This window comes from Pseudomonas sp. GM102 (genome assembly GCF_000282555.1).
In the GTDB taxonomy this organism is placed as follows: domain Bacteria; phylum Pseudomonadota; class Gammaproteobacteria; order Pseudomonadales; family Pseudomonadaceae; genus Aquipseudomonas.
This window is the reverse complement of record NZ_AKJB01000088.1, coordinates 61,767-77,581: the sequence shown is the minus strand read 5'-3', so window position 1 is coordinate 77,581 and position 15,815 is coordinate 61,767. Positions and strand designations below refer to the sequence as shown.

Here is a 15,815-nt window from a genome sequence, read left to right as displayed (position 1 = left end):
CTATCGGGTAGGACGCCACTCTGGTTTACTACCCGATACTTGGCCTAGACTGAGTTCTATCAGCTATGCCCCGCGTCCCGCTTCGTTTCTAAGGCCTTTTGCATGTCCGATCCTCGTTATCAGGTCGACGTCAGCGTCGTCACCCGCTATCTGGCAGAACAATCGCAACCCGAGCAAAATCGCTTTGCCTTCGCCTACACCATCACCGTGCAGAACAATGGCCTGGTGCCCGCCAAACTGCTTTCACGGCATTGGGTGATCACCGACGGTGACGGGCATGTCGAGGAGGTTCGCGGTGCAGGCGTCGTCGGCCAGCAGCCGTTGATCGACGTGGGCAAGAGCCACACTTACAGCAGCGGCACCGTCATGACGTCCAAAGTCGGCACGATGCAGGGCACTTATGAGATGGTCGCCGACGACGGTAAACACTTCGATGCTGTCATCGCTCCGTTTCGTCTGGCGGTACCCGGAGCCCTGCACTGATGGCGACGTATGCCGTCGGCGACTTGCAAGGTTGCCTTGAGCCGCTGCAATGCCTGCTCAAGCAAGTCGCTTTCGACCCGGCCCGGGACCGGTTATGGCTGGTGGGAGATCTGGTCAACCGAGGCCCACAGTCACTGGAAACCTTGCGCTTCCTCTATAGCCTCCGCGAGTCGCTGGTGTGCGTGCTCGGCAACCATGACCTGCACTTGCTGGCCGTCGGGCAAAACATCGAACGCCTGAAGAAGGCGGATACGCTGCGCGAAATTCTGGAAGCCCCCGATTGCGCGGAGCTGCTGGAGTGGGTTCGGCAACAAAAGCTCATGCATTACGACGAACAGCGCGATATCGCCCTGGTCCATGCCGGCATTCCGCCGCAATGGTCGCTGCGCAAAGCCTTGAAGTGCGCCGCCGAAGTCGAAGAAGCCCTGCACGACGACAACCGCTTCGCGCCTTACTTAGACGGCATGTACGGCAATGAGCCGGTGAAATGGGACAGCGACCTCAAAGGCGCCGCGCGCTTGCGAGTCATCACCAACTATTTCACCCGGATGCGCTTTTGCACCAGCGACGGCAAGCTTGATCTCAAGGGCAAAGAAGGCGTCGACACCGCACCGCCGGGCTATGCGCCGTGGTTCACCCACAAGGAGCGCAAGACCAAAGGCCTGAAGATCATCTTCGGCCATTGGGCGGCGCTCGAAGGCCAGTGCAACGAGCCGGGTCTGTTTGCGCTCGACACCGGTTGCGTCTGGGGTGGCGCCATGACCCTGATGAACGTCGACACCGGCGAGCGCCTGCAATGTAAATGCGACGCCCATGGCCACACTCGGCCGGCTGTCGCCGCCCCTATTCCCGAACAAACGTCAGCCAGCGCCCCGCGCTAGACTGCGCTTTCAGCCGAGCCACAGGAGCCCGCCATGAGCGAATTCAAACGTATCCCCCCAGAGCAGGCCCAGGCCCTGCGCGAACAAGGCGCGGTGGTGGTCGATGTCCGCGATCCGGCAACGTTTGCCGCGCTGCACATCGCCGGCTCCAAGCATCTGGACAACCATTCTCTGCATGCTTTCATTCAGGGCGCTGACCTGGACGCGCCGACGGTAGTGGTCTGCTATCACGGCAATTCCAGCCAGGGCGCGGCTGCCTATCTAGTCAGCCAAGGCTTCTCCGACGTCTACAGCATGGATGGCGGTTTCGAACTGTGGCGTACGACCTATCCTTCGGAAACGGCGCAAGGCACTTCCGAATAATTTTTTTCAATGCGCGCAAGCCCCGGTCCCCGCGGGCTAGCGCGGTGACAGACGAACGGTCTGCCACAACTTATTACGCATCTTGCATTTACCTTCCGAATTCCCAACTATCCTTAAGCGCAGGCCATCCAAAACAGGGGAGAGCCGGTACACCGGCGCGCGGGTCATCGGGAGTAGCTTTCGGAGTCGTCAGCTCCGGGAGAGTTCTGGGGGGTAAACAGCAACTGCCTGTTCGGTTGCTGCCAGCATCGACTGAGTGATCCGGCGTCGGCTCCACGTATCGAGCGAGGTGACGTCATGAGTATCTTTAGCCACTTCCAACAACGCTTCGAGTCCACGCGCCAGGAAGAACTCTCTCTGCAGGAGTACCTGGAGCTGTGCAAAAAGGACCGCAGCGCCTACGTTTCCGCCGCCGAGCGTCTCTTGCTGGCCATCGGAGAACCGGAGCTGCTCGACACCTCGACCAACTCGAGGCTGTCGCGAATCTTTTCCAACAAGGTGATCCGCCGCTATCCGGCCTTTGAAGACTTCCACGGGATGGAAGAATGCATCGACCAGATCGTGTCGTATTTCCGCCATGCCGCTCAGGGTCTGGAAGAAAAGAAACAGATCCTCTACCTGCTGGGCCCTGTCGGTGGCGGTAAGTCGTCCCTGGCCGAAAAGCTCAAACAACTGATCGAGAAAGTGCCCTTCTACGCAATCAAGGGCTCGCCGGTTTTCGAGTCGCCCCTGGGTCTGTTCAACGCCACCGAAGATGGCGCGATCCTCGAAGAAGACTTCGGTATTCCCCGGCGCTATCTCAATACCATCATGTCGCCATGGGCCACCAAGCGCCTGGCCGAATTCGGCGGCGACATCAGCCAGTTCCGTGTGGTGAAACTCTATCCGTCGATTCTCAACCAGATCGCAGTCGCGAAAACCGAGCCGGGAGATGAAAACAACCAGGACATCTCGGCACTGGTGGGCAAGGTCGATATCCGCAAACTGGAAGAGTTCCCGCAGAACGACGCCGATGCCTACAGCTACTCGGGCGCACTGTGCCGGGCGAACCAGGGCCTGATGGAATTCGTCGAAATGTTCAAGGCACCGATCAAGGTGCTGCACCCATTGCTGACCGCTACCCAGGAAGGCAACTACAACAGTACCGAAGGCCTGGGGGCGATTCCGTTTACCGGGATCCTGCTGGCCCACTCCAACGAATCGGAATGGCACACCTTCCGTAACAACAAGAACAACGAAGCATTCATCGACCGGATCTATATCGTCAAAGTGCCGTACTGCCTGCGCGTCAGCGACGAGGTGAAGATCTACGACAAGCTTCTGTTCAACAGCTCGCTGGCCAAAGCCCATTGCGCACCCGACACGCTGAAAATGCTCGCTCAGTTCACCGTGCTCTCGCGCCTCAAGGAACCGGAAAACTCCAATATCTACTCCAAGATGCGCGTGTATGACGGCGAAAACCTCAAGGACACCGATCCGAAGGCCAAGTCGATCCAGGAATACCGCGACGCAGCCGGTGTCGACGAAGGCATGAACGGTCTGTCGACCCGCTTCGCCTTCAAGATTCTTTCGAAGGTCTTCAACTTCGATCCGCACGAAATCGCCGCCAACCCGGTACATCTGCTCTATGTACTGGAACAGCAGATCGAACAGGAACAGTTCCAGGCCGAGACCCGCGAACGCTATCTGCGCTTCCTGAAAGAGTACCTGGCGCCGCGTTATATCGAATTCATCGGCAAGGAGATCCAGACTGCCTACCTTGAGTCTTACAGCGAGTACGGTCAGAACATCTTCGATCGCTACGTGCTGTACGCCGACTTCTGGATTCAGGATCAGGAATACCGCGATCCGGAAACCGGCGAGATCCTCAACCGCGTAGCCCTGAACGAGGAACTGGAGAAAATCGAAAAACCGGCCGGCATCAGCAATCCGAAGGATTTCCGCAACGAAATCGTCAACTTCGTGCTGCGCGCCCGAGCCAACAACAACGGCAAGAACCCAACCTGGCTCAGCTACGAAAAACTGCGGGTGGTCATCGAGAAGAAAATGTTCTCCAACACCGAGGATCTGCTGCCGGTCATCAGCTTCAACGCCAAGGCCAGCAAAGAGGACCAGCAGAAGCACAACGACTTCGTCACACGGATGGTCGAGCGGGGCTACACCGACAAACAGGTACGACTGCTGTCCGAGTGGTACTTGCGGGTCAGAAAATCACAGTAACCCGCTGCCGGTCAGACCGGTTGTCGTTAGCCCGAGGCCTGTTTACGCTTTTTCTGTTACACAGGCCTCTGGAGGTGTCCGAAATGCGGTAGCGAGGTTCAGGCAGCATCAAAGCGCTTGGGGGAGCGTGTACACCCTCCGGCACTGGCCTTATGCTGCGTTAACGCTCGCCCCTTTCAGGACAGCTTCTAAGGAGCAGTCATGAGCTATGTGATCGACCGACGTCTCAATGGCAAGAACAAGAGCACGGTAAACCGCCAGCGGTTTCTGCGGCGCTATCGTGATCACATCAAAAAGGCAGTCGAAGAGGCGGTCAGCCGGCGTTCCATAACCGATATGGAACACGGCGAGCAAATCAGCATTCCCGGCCGCGACATCGACGAGCCGGTGCTTCACCACGGTCGTGGCGGCAAGCAAACCATCGTGCACCCCGGCAACAAGGAATTCACCAGCGGCGAGCACATTGCCCGTCCGCCCGGAGGTGGCGGCGGCAGAGGCCCCGGCAAGGCCGGTAACACGGGTGAAGGGATGGACGAGTTCGTCTTCCAGATTACCCAGGAAGAATTCCTCGAATTCATGTTCGAGGACCTTGAATTACCCAATCTGGTCAAACGCCACCTGACCGGCACCGACACCTTCAAGACCGTACGCGCAGGCATCAGCAACGAAGGCAACCCGTCGCGGATCAACATTATCCGCACGCTGCGTTCGGCACATGCACGGCGCATTGCCTTGTCCGGCAGCAGCCGGGCGAAATTGCGCGAAGTCAAAGAGGAACTGCTACGGCTTAAACGCGAAGAACCGGACAACTTCGGCGATATCCAGGAGCTCGAAGCAGAAATCGAGAAGCTCAGCGCGCGCATCCACCGAGTGCCATTTCTCGACACCTTCGACCTCAAGTACAACCTGCTGATCAAGCAGCCGAACCCCAGCTCCAAAGCAGTGATGTTCTGCCTGATGGACGTGTCCGGCTCCATGACCCAGGCGACCAAGGACATCGCCAAACGCTTCTTCATCCTGTTGTACCTGTTTCTCAAGCGCAACTACGACAAAATCGACGTCGTGTTCATCCGCCACCACACCAGTGCCCGTGAAGTGGATGAGGAGGAATTTTTCTACTCCCGGGAAACCGGCGGCACCATCGTTTCCAGCGCCCTGAAACTGATGCAGGAGATCATGGCCGAGCGTTATCCAAGCAATGAATGGAACATCTATGCTGCCCAGGCGTCCGACGGCGACAACTGGAACGACGATTCGCCGATCTGCCGCGACATCCTGATCAATCAGATCATGCCGTTCGTGCAGTACTACACTTATGTTGAGATTACCCCGCGCGAACACCAGGCCTTGTGGTTCGAGTACGAACGCATCGCCGAAGCCTTCTCTGACACTTTTGCCCAGCAGCAACTGGTCTCGGCCGGGGATATCTATCCGGTCTTTCGTGAACTCTTCCAGCGCAGGTTAGTGACATGACCGCCAAAGAGCAGAAGCGCCAACCCATTTCCACCGGCTCCGAATGGACATTCGAGCTGATCCAGGCCTACGACCGCGAAATCAGTCGTCTCGCGGCCCGCTACGCGCTGGATACCTACCCCAACCAGATCGAAGTGATCACCGCCGAGCAGATGATGGACGCCTACGCCTCTGTCGGTATGCCGTTGGGTTATCACCATTGGTCCTATGGCAAACACTTCCTCAGCACCGAAAAATCCTACAGCCGCGGCCAGATGGGCCTGGCCTACGAGATTGTGATCAACTCAGACCCCTGCATAGCCTATCTGATGGAAGAAAACACCATCTGCATGCAGGCTCTGGTGGTGGCTCATGCCTGCTATGGCCATAACAGCTTTTTCAAAGGCAACTACCTGTTCCGCACCTGGACCGACGCCAGCTCGATCATCGATTACCTGGTGTTCGCCAAGCAGTACATCATGCAGTGCGAAGAGCGCCACGGCATCGACGCGGTAGAAGACTTGCTCGATTCCTGCCATGCGCTGATGAATTACGGGGTCGACCGGTACAAACGCCCTTATCCGATTTCCGCCGAAGAAGAACGTCGTCGGCAGAAGGATCGGGAAGAGCATCTGCAGAAGCAGATCAACGATTTGTGGCGAACCATTCCAAAAGGCGCGGACAAGTACAGCGACAAGGACAACGCACGCTTCCCCGCCGAACCTCAGGAAAACATCCTGTACTTCATCGAAAAACACGCCCCGTTGCTGGAACCCTGGCAACGCGAAATCGTGCGGATCGTGCGCAAGATCGCTCAGTATTTTTATCCACAGCGCCAGACCCAGGTGATGAACGAAGGCTGGGCCACCTTCTGGCATTACACGCTGATGAACGACCTGTACGACGAAGGCCTCGTCACCGATGGCTTCATGATGGAGTTTCTGACCTCCCATACCAGCGTGGTCTTCCAGCCCGGTTTCGACAGCCCCTATTACAGCGGAATCAACCCCTACACCCTGGGTTTTGCCATGTATCGCGATATCCGCCGGATATGCGAACACCCCACCGAAGAGGACTATCGCTGGTTTCCGGAAATCGCCGGCACCGACTGGCTGTCCAGCATCAAATTCGCCATGAGCAGCTTCAAGGACGAGAGTTTCATCCTGCAGTACCTGTCACCCAAGGTGATCCGCGACCTCAAGCTGTTCAGCATCCTCGATGACGATCAGAAGGACGACCTGCTGGTTCCAGCGATACACGACGAAGACGGCTATCGAACCATTCGTGAAACCCTGGCGGCGCAATACAATCTGGGCAATCGCGAACCCAACATACAGATCTACAGCATTGATCGGCGTGGTGACCGCTCCCTGACCTTGCGTCACCAGCAACACGATCGCAAACCGCTGGGCGACTCCACCGACGAAGTGCTCAAACACCTGCACCGCCTCTGGGGCTTCGACATTCACCTGGAAACCCTGCAAGGGGATCAAGTGATGAAAACCCACCATGTTCCACCCAGAAGCGAGCACGGCGAGGGGGATTACGGCCGACTAGACCTGGCAGTCATTCATCTTTGATCCTGTTTTTCTGCCTCCGGAAGTTCGACGCAAAGGTTATTCTGTCGGGCTAACGGAGGTTTTTTATGCAGATTTATAAAGTCGGCGGTGCAGTACGCGATCGCTTGCTGGGCAAGCCTGTCACCGATATCGACTGGGTCGTTGTGGGCGCCACCACCGAAGAAATGCTCGCCAAGGGCTTTCGTCCTGTGGGCGCGGACTTCCCGGTGTTTCTTCACCCCAAAAGCGGTGAGGAATACGCCCTTGCCCGTACCGAACGCAAAAATGGACGCGGCTATGGCGGCTTCATCTTTCACGCCAGCCCCGACGTCACCCTCGAAGAAGATCTGATTCGTCGCGACCTGACGATCAACGCCATGGCCGAGGACGATCAACAGAACCTGACCGATCCCTACCATGGCCAGCGGGATCTAGAGGCGCGCCTGCTTCGTCACGTTTCCCCCGCGTTCGCCGAAGATCCTCTCCGTGTTCTGCGCGTTGCCCGCTTTGCCGCTCGTTATGCGGAACTGGGTTTCACTGTTGCTGCCGAGACATTGGAGCTGATGCGTCAACTCAGCGAATCCGGTGAATTGGAGGCGTTGACACCCGAACGCAGTTGGAAAGAAATCGCTCGCGCACTGATGGAAGACCAACCCCAAGTATTCATCGAGGTGCTGCGCGAATGCGGTGCTCTCAAGGTACTGATGCCGGAAGTCGACGCGCTGTTCGGTGTACCGCAACCTGCTGCCCATCACCCGGAAATCGACACGGGCGTGCATACTCTGAGCGTGCTGGAGCAAGCGGCGCTGCACAAACAACCGCTGACCGTACGCTGGGCCTGCTTGCTGCATGACTTGGGCAAAGGTTTGACGCCCGAGGAAGAATGGCCCCGCCACATAGCCCACGAGCACAAAGGCCTGAAGCTGATCAAAGCGGTCAATGAGCGCTTCAGGGCACCGAAAGACTGTCAGGAACTGGCGCTGCTGGTGGGCAAGTATCACACCCATGGCCATCGTGCGCTGGAGTTGAAACCGTCGACCTTGCTGGAGTTGCTGCAGAGTTTCGACGTCTATCGTCGACCTCAGCGCTTTGAGGAATTTATCGCGGCGTGCGAGATGGACGCTCGAGGACGTAAAGGCCTGGAGCAGAGAAGTTATCCACAGGCGGATTATTTACGGGGCGCGGCAACTGCAGCGCGAAGTGTTGCCGTTCAGCCATTGCTGGAAAAGGGATTCAAGGGACCGGAATTGGGCGAGGCGATCAAGCGCGAGCGGCTCAAGGCGTTGAAGGCTTACAAAGAGGCGGCGTCAGCCTGAAAAGCTTCGCGGGCAAGCCTCGCTCCTACAGGTAATAAGCGACGTCACCTGTAGGAGCGAGGCTTGCCCGCGAAGGCGTCTTGCGCCTCACAACAAATTCAAAGGAGTCAACTGCTCGCCGCGCCACTCAAAAGCCACCGGCGCCAACACCTGATCGATCTGCGCCTCATCCCACAGGGTTGCAAAGCTCTTGCCTACGCCCGGATGCACTCTATCCGGCGCAATCAGCGACAACGGCCACAGCACGAAGGCATTTTTCAGAATCTCTGCCCGCGGCAAGATCAAGCCATCGAAATTGCCCACCAGGTCGCCGAACAGCAGCACGTCGATATCCAGCGGCAAGCCCTTGCGGTCCGGCGCATAACGGCCGTTATCCGCTTCGATGAATTTCAACCGTCGATCCAGCTCCATCAGCGGCAGATCGGTGAAGGCCGAGACCACAAAGTTGAAAAACCGGCCGCTCTTGATCCCCACCGGCTGGCTTTCGAACACCGCCGAGCAGCGCATATCCACCAGGAAACTCGCCAGGGCGTCCAGGCCTGCTTGCAAATGGGCTTCGCGCTCGATGTTGCTACCGAGCCCGAGATATACCTGAGTCAGCGACATCCGCGCTCGATCTCCACGCCCACACCACCCGTGGCAGCCGGGATGGCACCTGGCTTGGTCAGTTTGAGGCGCATCCAGGTGATCTTGAATTCGCTCATCAGCACTTGCGCCAGACGCTCGGCAAAGGTCTCGACCAGCTGAAACTGCGCCTGCTCGGCGAACGCCTGAATGCGCGACGAAACGCTCGCGTAGTCGAGCGCCAGGGTCAAGTCATCACCGGCGGCAGCCGGACGATTGTCCCAGGCGAAGCTCAGATCAAGTCGAAGACACTGTCGGATGCCTCGTTCCCAGTCGTAGGCACCGATCACGGTGTCGACTTCCAGGCCCTCGATAAACACTCTGTCCAAGCACTTCTCTCCACTGCACGACAAGGGCGCAATGCGCCGTTAGAATCAGGGCGTCCTCGCCCGGAATAGTTAGCATGTTTTGGTTACTGGCGATCCTCGCCTACCTGCTCGGCTCTCTGTCCTTCGCCATTTTGCTCAGCCGCCTGACCGGTAACCCCGATCCGCGAATGAGTGGCTCGGGCAATGCCGGTGCCACCAACATGTTGCGCCTGGCCGGCAAGAAACTCGCCATCCTGACCTTGCTCGGCGACCTGAACAAAGGCCTGCTGCCCGTATTGATCGCGGGTGCAATAGGCCTTTCACTACAAGAACAGGCCTGGATCGGCGTCTGCGCCGTTATCGGTCACCTGTTTCCGCTGTACTTCCGCTTTCGCGGTGGCAAGGGTGTCGCCACCGCGGCCGGCATGCTGCTGGGGCTCTACCCGCCCGCCGCGCTGCTGGCGGTCTGCGCCTGGCTGCTGACGTTCTACCTGACCCGCACCAGCTCACTCGCCGCCCTGATTGCCACACCACTGACCCTGCCGCTGCTTGCCTGGCAAGAACCGGCGGCACTGCTACCCATGAGCGCGCTCACAGGCCTGATCGTCTGGCGTCATCGCGGCAATCTACGCGACCTGTTTGCCGGGCGCGAACGGCATTTTTAAATACCGCACGTGAGCGCCGCTCATCACAGCGCCGACAATTGCTCCATCGGCCAGCGCGCCTGCACGCTGATCGCCAGGCTTTCATGCTGGCCGGCCTGCAAGCGCTGGCAACCGGCAAACGCAATCATCGCGCCATTATCGGTGCAGAACTCCGGACGGGCATAAAACACATCGCCCTTCATGTCGCCGAGCATTTTTTCCAGTGAAACCCGCAGTGCTTTGTTGGCGCTGACGCCCCCTGCGATCACCAGACGCTTGAGACCCGCCTGTTTCAGGGCACGCTTGCACTTGATGGTCAAAGTCTCCACCACGGCCTGCTGGAACGCCAGCGAGATGTCGCAACGGGCTTGCTCGCTGTCGTCCCCGGCGCTGACGCTCTGCTGCCAGGTGTTCAGGGCGAAGGTTTTCAGGCCGCTGAAGCTGAAAGCCAAGCCTGGACGATCACACATAGGACGCGGAAAAGTGAAACGTCCTGCAACGCCCTGCTCCGCCAGACGCGCGATCTCCGGGCCGCCCGGATAATTCAGGCCCATCATCTTCGCGGTCTTGTCGAACGCTTCGCCGGCAGCATCGTCGAGGGTCTCGCCCAAGAGCGTGTATTGGCCGATCCCATCGACCTGAACCAGCTGCGTATGACCACCCGACACCAACAAAGCGACGAACGGGAACTGCGGTGGTTGCGGCTCCAGCATCGGCGCCAGCAAGTGACCTTCCATGTGGTGCACGCCCAAGGCCGGAATACCCCAGGCAAAGGCCAGCGCCTGGGCGCAGGAAGCCCCCACCAGCAAGGCTCCGACCAGGCCAGGACCGGCGGTATAAGCGATGGCGTCGATCTCGGTCGGCACACAGCCGGCCTCGGCCAGAACCTGACGAATCAAGGGCAGCATGCGTTTGACGTGATCACGCGACGCCAGCTCCGGCACCACGCCGCCATAGGCCCGATGCAGATCGATCTGACTGAACAGCGCGTCGGCCAACAACCCGCGCTCACTGTCGTAAAGTGCGACACCGGTTTCGTCGCAAGAGGTTTCTAATCCCAGTACTAGCATGGGTTTGCGCCTTGTAGAGGCTGAATTCGAAGGCGCGCATAATAGTCGTCGCGTGATGCCCCGACCAGCGGTTTTCGATCAGAGGCTTTGCATTCCGAGCGATGAGGGGTTAACATCCGCAACCCTTAAAAACCGACGTCTTCAAGTGCTCTTTTGCCGCGAGGATGTTGACCCCGGTAATGAATGAAGGTAGCTCTGGATGCCAGCCGTCAAAGTAAAAGAGAACGAACCCTTCGACGTAGCTCTGCGTCGTTTCAAGCGCTCCTGCGAAAAAGCCGGTGTACTGGCTGAAGTTCGTAGCCGCGAATTTTACGAGAAGCCAACTTCTGAGCGTAAGCGTAAAGCAGCAGCCGCTGTTAAGCGTCACGCCAAGAAAGTTCAGCGCGAACAGCGCCGCGCCGTTCGTCTGTACTAATACGCAGACGATCGTAGCAAGCTTCTGCCAAGCCCGGCCCTCAGCCGGGCTAATGGCATTTGCGGAAAACGCTTGATGCTTCACCGTCAAAGCCGCAGACGCGACCGAGACAAATCTGCTTCACAGCGTCAGACCTGGCTCTTTTGCCAGCGGTGCACGTCTTTTCTGACGAGCCTTCCAAGGCTACTGACGAGCACACCCACTGATTCCTCTCACGACGATCAGCCCAAGGCACCTTCTTGCGTGCCCGCTTATGAGCTATCCGAGGCCAATGACTGGCCGTCGCCGGATTCAGCGAAACACTTTCAAATAGTCGAATACTGATTGGTACTAACGTCAGTGGATTTTCGGCAGATACACTTCCCGACAGCGATACGCAGACGACACAGGTCGAGCCGCACACCCTGCGCGCCCCAAACAACGACCTGCGTTCGGCCGCCCTTCGTTTTGGGTCCATTTCAGCGCAGATGACGAGAACGCCATGGCCGGGCTAATTCCCCAGAGCTTCATTGACGACCTTCTGAACCGCACCGACATCGTCGACGTGGTCAGCTCGCGCCTGCAAATGAAAAAAGCCGGCAAGAACTACACTGCCTGCTGCCCGTTTCACAAGGAAAAAACCCCCTCCTTCAGCGTCAGCCCCGACAAACAGTTCTATTACTGCTTCGGCTGCGGCGCTGGCGGTAACGCCCTCGGCTTCATGATGGACCATGACAACCTGGATTTCGTCCAGGCTGTCGAAGAACTGGCCAAAGCCGCCGGCATGGAAATTCCCCGCGAAGAAAGTGGCCGACCGCACAAACCGCGGCAGCCCACCGATTCGCCGCTGTATCCGCTGCTCACTGCCGCCGCTGATTTTTATCGTCAAGCCCTGAAAAGCCATCCGTCGCGCAAAGCCGCCGTGGATTACTTGAAGGGTCGAGGACTAACGGGAGAAATCGCCCGCGACTTCGGGCTCGGATTTGCCCCACCCGGCTGGGACAATCTGTACAAGCACTTGAGCAGCGATACCCTGCAGCAAAAAGCAATGATCGATGCCGGCCTGCTGATCGAGAACGCCGAAACCGGCAAGCGCTATGACCGCTTCCGCGATCGCGTGATGTTTCCGATCCGCGACAGTCGCGGGCGCATTATCGCCTTCGGTGGCCGAGTGCTGGGCGACGACAAGCCGAAATACCTGAACTCACCGGAAACCCCGGTCTTCCATAAAGGGCAGGAACTCTACGGCCTCTATGAAGCACGCAAGAACAACCGCAACCTCGACGAAATCATCGTAGTCGAAGGCTACATGGACGTCATCGCCCTCGCCCAGCAAGGCCTGCGCAATGCCGTCGCAACGTTGGGTACCGCCACCAGCGAAGAGCACTTGAAGCGCCTGTTTCGCGTCGTGCCCAACGTATTGTTCTGCTTTGACGGCGACCAGGCAGGCCGAAATGCCGCCTGGCGGGCGCTGGAGGCAACCCTGCCATGCCTGCAGGACGGGCGCCGGGCGCGCTTTCTGTTCCTGCCTGAGGGCGAGGATCCGGATACCCTGGTCCGCTCCGAGGGCACTGACGCCTTCCGCGCGCGAATCAATCAGCACGCCCAGCCATTGGCCGATTACTTTTTTCAACAGTTGACCGAGGAATCGGACCCGCGCTCTCTCGAAGGCAAGGCCCACATGGCCACCCTCGCCGCACCACTGATCGACAAAGTCCCGGGGGCCAACCTGCGCATCTTGATGCGCCAGCGCCTGAGCGAAATTACCGGGCTTAGCGGTGAAGCCGTGAGCCAACTCGTGCAAAGCACGCCTCAGCCTCAGGAAGCGCCACCCGCTTACGATCCGGGCATCGATTACGACGCCATGCCGGATTACAGCGACTACCATCAGCCGCAGGCACAAGAGATGTATGTGCCACAGCAGGAATGGACGCCGAAGAAACCCGGCGCCGGCGGCAAAAAATGGGACAAAAAACCGTGGGACAAAAACGGCAAACGCGGTGGTGATCACGATCAACCCCGCGCGCCACGGATTCCGGCCGCTGTAGAGCCGCCGACCCTGGCCGCCTTGCGCACGTTGCTGCATCACCCGCAACTGGCTGAGAAAGTCGAGGATGCCGGGCACTTCGCTGCCGAGGACCATACCAACACGCAACTGTTGGTCGCCCTGCTCGAAGCCGTACAGAAGAATCCCAAGCTAAACTCATTTCAACTGATTGCGCGCTGGCACGGCACCGAACAAGGCCGACTGCTCAAAGCGCTGGCAGAAAAGGAATGGCTGATTGATGGAGATAACCTTGAACAACAGTTTTTCGACACCATTACTAGCTTGTCAGCCCGTCAACGCGAGCGGAACCTGGAACAACTTCTTCGAAAAGCACGTCAAAGTGAATTGAGCGCCGAAGAGAAAAATCAACTGCGCGACCTTTTAAGTCGCAATGTTTCCGTATCAAGCCCGACCTCAACTGGCGCGTGAGGTCATAGCTCAGGTATAATCCTCGGCTTGTTTTTTGCCCGCCAAGACCTTCAGTGGATAGGGTGTTATGTCCGGAAAAGCGCAACAGCAGTCTCGTATCAAAGAGTTGATCACACTGGGTCGTGAGCAGGGCTACCTGACTTACGCGGAGGTCAACGACCACCTGCCGGAGGATATTTCAGATCCGGAACAGGTGGAAGACATCATCCGCATGATTAATGACATGGGGATCAACGTATTCGAGGTTGCGCCAGATAAGGATTCCCTTATGCTGGCCGACGCCGATACCGACGAAGCCGCGGCCGAAGAGGCAGCAGCAGCGTTGGCAGCGGTCGAGACCGACATTGGTCGCACCACCGACCCAGTGCGCATGTACATGCGTGAAATGGGTACGGTAGAGCTCCTCACACGTGAAGGCGAAATCGAAATCGCCAAACGTATTGAAGAGGGCATCCGCGAAGTGATGGGCGCAATCGCGCACTTCCCTGGCACGGTTGACCATATTCTCTCCGAGTACACTCGCGTCACCACCGAAGGTGGCCGCCTGTCCGACGTCCTGAGCGGTTATATCGACCCGGACGACGGCATTGCGCCGCCTGCTGCCGAAGTGCCACCGCCTGTCGACCCGAAAGCCGTGAAAGCGGATGACGACACCGACGACGATGACGCCGAAGCGAGCGATGACGAAGAAGAAGCCGAAAGCGGTCCGGATCCGGTCATCGCCGCACAGCGCTTTGGCGCTGTCGCCGATCAGATGGAAATCACCCGCAAGGCCCTGAAAAAGCACGGTCGTGGCAACAAGCTGGCAATCGCCGAGCTGATCGCCCTGGCTGAGCTGTTCATGCCGATCAAACTGGTGCCGAAGCAATTCGAAGGCTTGGTCGAGCGTGTTCGCAGTGCCCTGGATCGTCTGCGTCAGCAAGAGCGCGCGATCATGCAACTGTGCGTTCGTGATGCCCGTATGCCGCGTGCCGACTTCCTGCGCCAGTTCCCGGGCAATGAAGTCGACGAAAGCTGGACCGATGCACTGGCCAAAGGCAAAAGCAAATACGCTGAAGCCATTGGTCGCCTGCAACCGGACATCATTCGTTGCCAGCAGAAGCTGACCGCGCTGGAAACCGAAACCGGTTTGACGATCGCCGAGATCAAGGATATCAACCGTCGCATGTCGATCGGTGAGGCCAAGGCCCGCCGCGCGAAGAAAGAGATGGTCGAAGCGAACTTGCGTCTGGTGATCTCCATCGCCAAGAAGTACACCAACCGTGGCCTGCAGTTCCTCGATCTGATCCAGGAAGGCAACATCGGTCTGATGAAAGCGGTAGACAAGTTCGAATACCGCCGCGGCTACAAATTCTCGACTTATGCCACCTGGTGGATCCGTCAGGCGATCACTCGCTCGATCGCCGACCAGGCCCGCACCATCCGTATTCCGGTGCACATGATCGAGACGATCAACAAGCTCAACCGTATTTCCCGGCAGATGCTGCAGGAAATGGGTCGCGAACCGACCCCGGAAGAGCTGGGCGAACGCATGGAAATGCCTGAGGACAAGATCCGCAAGGTATTGAAGATCGCTAAAGAGCCGATCTCCATGGAAACCCCGATCGGTGATGACGAAGATTCTCATCTGGGTGACTTCATCGAAGACTCGACCATGCAGTCGCCAATCGATGTCGCCACTGTTGAGAGCCTTAAAGAAGCGACTCGCGAAGTCCTGTCCGGCCTCACTGCCCGTGAAGCCAAGGTTCTGCGCATGCGCTTCGGTATCGACATGAATACCGACCACACCCTCGAGGAGGTTGGTAAGCAGTTCGACGTGACCCGTGAACGGATTCGTCAGATCGAAGCCAAGGCGCTGCGCAAGCTGCGCCACCCGACGAGAAGCGAGCATTTGCGCTCCTTCCTCGACGAGTGATCACAGAACCCCCGGCCCAGGCCGGGGGTTTTGCTTTATACAGATTAAATGCCCCGTACATCCCCCCCGCCGAATAGCCCGTCTACACTCGAAACATTCCCCCGCAGCCA

The 15,815-nt window shown here is 58.3% G+C and carries 14 protein-coding genes; 11 read left to right on the top strand and 3 right to left on the bottom strand.

The window, feature by feature from the left end:
• The first annotated feature begins 102 nt into the window (after window positions 1-102).
• The 7 genes from apaG (at window position 103) to PMI18_RS07815 (ending at window position 8,274) form a co-directional block, all read left to right on the top strand.
• Entirely contained in the window at window positions 103-483 is a 381-nt protein-coding gene (gene apaG, locus PMI18_RS07785) for a Co2+/Mg2+ efflux protein ApaG (protein ID WP_007904265.1), read from the top strand.
• Window positions 483-1,364: a symmetrical bis(5'-nucleosyl)-tetraphosphatase gene (locus PMI18_RS07790; protein WP_007904263.1), complete on the top strand. Its 882-nt coding sequence runs from the start codon at window positions 483-485 to the stop codon at window positions 1,362-1,364. The genes apaG and PMI18_RS07790 overlap by 1 nt, the downstream gene beginning before the upstream one ends.
• Window positions 1,365-1,397: 33 nt before the next feature.
• The gene (gene glpE, locus PMI18_RS07795) at window positions 1,398-1,727 is read left to right on the top strand and encodes a thiosulfate sulfurtransferase GlpE (protein ID WP_007904261.1); all 330 of its coding nucleotides are present in this window, start codon (window positions 1,398-1,400) and stop codon (window positions 1,725-1,727) included.
• A 297-nt stretch (window positions 1,728-2,024) separates the two neighbouring features.
• A complete protein-coding gene (locus PMI18_RS07800) occupies window positions 2,025-3,947 on the top strand; it encodes a PrkA family serine protein kinase (RefSeq protein WP_007904259.1) in 1,923 nt (640 codons plus the stop codon).
• Between the two features lie 201 nt (window positions 3,948-4,148).
• Complete coding sequence (locus PMI18_RS07805) at window positions 4,149-5,420, top strand: YeaH/YhbH family protein (protein WP_007904257.1); 1,272 nt, start codon at window positions 4,149-4,151, stop codon at window positions 5,418-5,420.
• Window positions 5,417-6,979 (top strand): SpoVR family protein, encoded by a 1,563-nt coding sequence (locus tag PMI18_RS07810; protein WP_007904256.1) that lies wholly within the window; start codon window positions 5,417-5,419, stop codon window positions 6,977-6,979. The genes PMI18_RS07805 and PMI18_RS07810 overlap by 4 nt, the downstream gene beginning before the upstream one ends.
• Window positions 6,980-7,044: 65 nt before the next feature.
• Window positions 7,045-8,274 carry a multifunctional CCA addition/repair protein gene (locus tag PMI18_RS07815; protein ID WP_007904255.1) on the top strand — a complete coding sequence of 410 codons (1,230 nt, stop codon included), beginning with the start codon at window positions 7,045-7,047 and terminating at the stop codon, window positions 8,272-8,274.
• An 87-nt stretch (window positions 8,275-8,361) separates the two neighbouring features.
• On the opposite strand, the gene folK is transcribed toward PMI18_RS07815, so the two are convergent.
• The gene (gene folK, locus PMI18_RS07820; RefSeq protein WP_007904250.1) at window positions 8,362-8,880 is read right to left on the bottom strand and encodes a 2-amino-4-hydroxy-6-hydroxymethyldihydropteridine diphosphokinase; all 519 of its coding nucleotides are present in this window, start codon (window positions 8,878-8,880) and stop codon (window positions 8,362-8,364) included.
• Entirely contained in the window at window positions 8,871-9,227 is a 357-nt protein-coding gene (gene folB, locus PMI18_RS07825; RefSeq protein ID WP_007904249.1) for a dihydroneopterin aldolase, read from the bottom strand. Before folB ends, folK begins: the two co-directional genes overlap by 10 nt.
• A 74-nt stretch (window positions 9,228-9,301) precedes the next feature.
• On the opposite strand from folB, the gene plsY reads away from it, so the two are divergent.
• Window positions 9,302-9,871 carry a glycerol-3-phosphate 1-O-acyltransferase PlsY gene (plsY, locus tag PMI18_RS07830; RefSeq protein WP_007904248.1) on the top strand — a complete coding sequence of 190 codons (570 nt, stop codon included), beginning with the start codon at window positions 9,302-9,304 and terminating at the stop codon, window positions 9,869-9,871.
• A gap of 23 nt (window positions 9,872-9,894) precedes the next feature.
• Here plsY and tsaD read toward each other — a convergent pair whose 3' ends face one another.
• Window positions 9,895-10,920, bottom strand: a complete 1,026-nt coding sequence (gene tsaD / locus PMI18_RS07835; protein WP_007904246.1) for a tRNA (adenosine(37)-N6)-threonylcarbamoyltransferase complex transferase subunit TsaD — start codon at window positions 10,918-10,920, stop codon at window positions 9,895-9,897.
• A gap of 199 nt (window positions 10,921-11,119) precedes the next feature.
• Between tsaD and rpsU the strand changes: the two genes are divergently transcribed.
• From rpsU to rpoD, 3 genes are all read left to right on the top strand, one after another.
• Window positions 11,120-11,335 carry a 30S ribosomal protein S21 gene (gene rpsU, locus PMI18_RS30615; RefSeq protein ID WP_002551877.1) on the top strand — a complete coding sequence of 72 codons (216 nt, stop codon included), beginning with the start codon at window positions 11,120-11,122 and terminating at the stop codon, window positions 11,333-11,335.
• A gap of 481 nt (window positions 11,336-11,816) precedes the next feature.
• A complete protein-coding gene (gene dnaG, locus PMI18_RS07840; protein ID WP_007904232.1) occupies window positions 11,817-13,790 on the top strand; it encodes a DNA primase in 1,974 nt (657 codons plus the stop codon).
• A 67-nt stretch (window positions 13,791-13,857) separates the two neighbouring features.
• Window positions 13,858-15,705, top strand: a complete 1,848-nt coding sequence (rpoD, locus tag PMI18_RS07845; protein ID WP_007904230.1) for an RNA polymerase sigma factor RpoD — start codon at window positions 13,858-13,860, stop codon at window positions 15,703-15,705.
• Window positions 15,706-15,815 lie beyond the last annotated feature (110 nt).

Excerpts from the sequence above, each read along its gene's own strand:
- apaG (WP_007904265.1), top strand. The coding sequence starts at position 103 with ATGTCCGATCCTCGTTATCAGGTCGACGTCAGCGTCGTCACCCGCTAT.
- PMI18_RS07790 (WP_007904263.1), top strand. The coding sequence starts at position 483 with ATGGCGACGTATGCCGTCGGCGACTTGCAAGGTTGCCTTGAGCCGCTG.
- glpE (WP_007904261.1), top strand. The coding sequence starts at position 1,398 with ATGAGCGAATTCAAACGTATCCCCCCAGAGCAGGCCCAGGCCCTGCGC.
- PMI18_RS07800 (WP_007904259.1), top strand. The coding sequence starts at position 2,025 with ATGAGTATCTTTAGCCACTTCCAACAACGCTTCGAGTCCACGCGCCAG.
- PMI18_RS07805 (WP_007904257.1), top strand. The coding sequence starts at position 4,149 with ATGAGCTATGTGATCGACCGACGTCTCAATGGCAAGAACAAGAGCACG.
- PMI18_RS07810 (WP_007904256.1), top strand. The coding sequence starts at position 5,417 with ATGACCGCCAAAGAGCAGAAGCGCCAACCCATTTCCACCGGCTCCGAA.
- PMI18_RS07815 (WP_007904255.1), top strand. The coding sequence starts at position 7,045 with ATGCAGATTTATAAAGTCGGCGGTGCAGTACGCGATCGCTTGCTGGGC.
- folK (WP_007904250.1), bottom strand. The coding sequence starts at position 8,880 with ATGTCGCTGACTCAGGTATATCTCGGGCTCGGTAGCAACATCGAGCGC.
- plsY (WP_007904248.1), top strand. The coding sequence starts at position 9,302 with ATGTTTTGGTTACTGGCGATCCTCGCCTACCTGCTCGGCTCTCTGTCC.
- tsaD (WP_007904246.1), bottom strand. The coding sequence starts at position 10,920 with ATGCTAGTACTGGGATTAGAAACCTCTTGCGACGAAACCGGTGTCGCA.
- rpsU (WP_002551877.1), top strand. The coding sequence starts at position 11,120 with ATGCCAGCCGTCAAAGTAAAAGAGAACGAACCCTTCGACGTAGCTCTG.
- dnaG (WP_007904232.1), top strand. The coding sequence starts at position 11,817 with ATGGCCGGGCTAATTCCCCAGAGCTTCATTGACGACCTTCTGAACCGC.
- rpoD (WP_007904230.1), top strand. The coding sequence starts at position 13,858 with ATGTCCGGAAAAGCGCAACAGCAGTCTCGTATCAAAGAGTTGATCACA.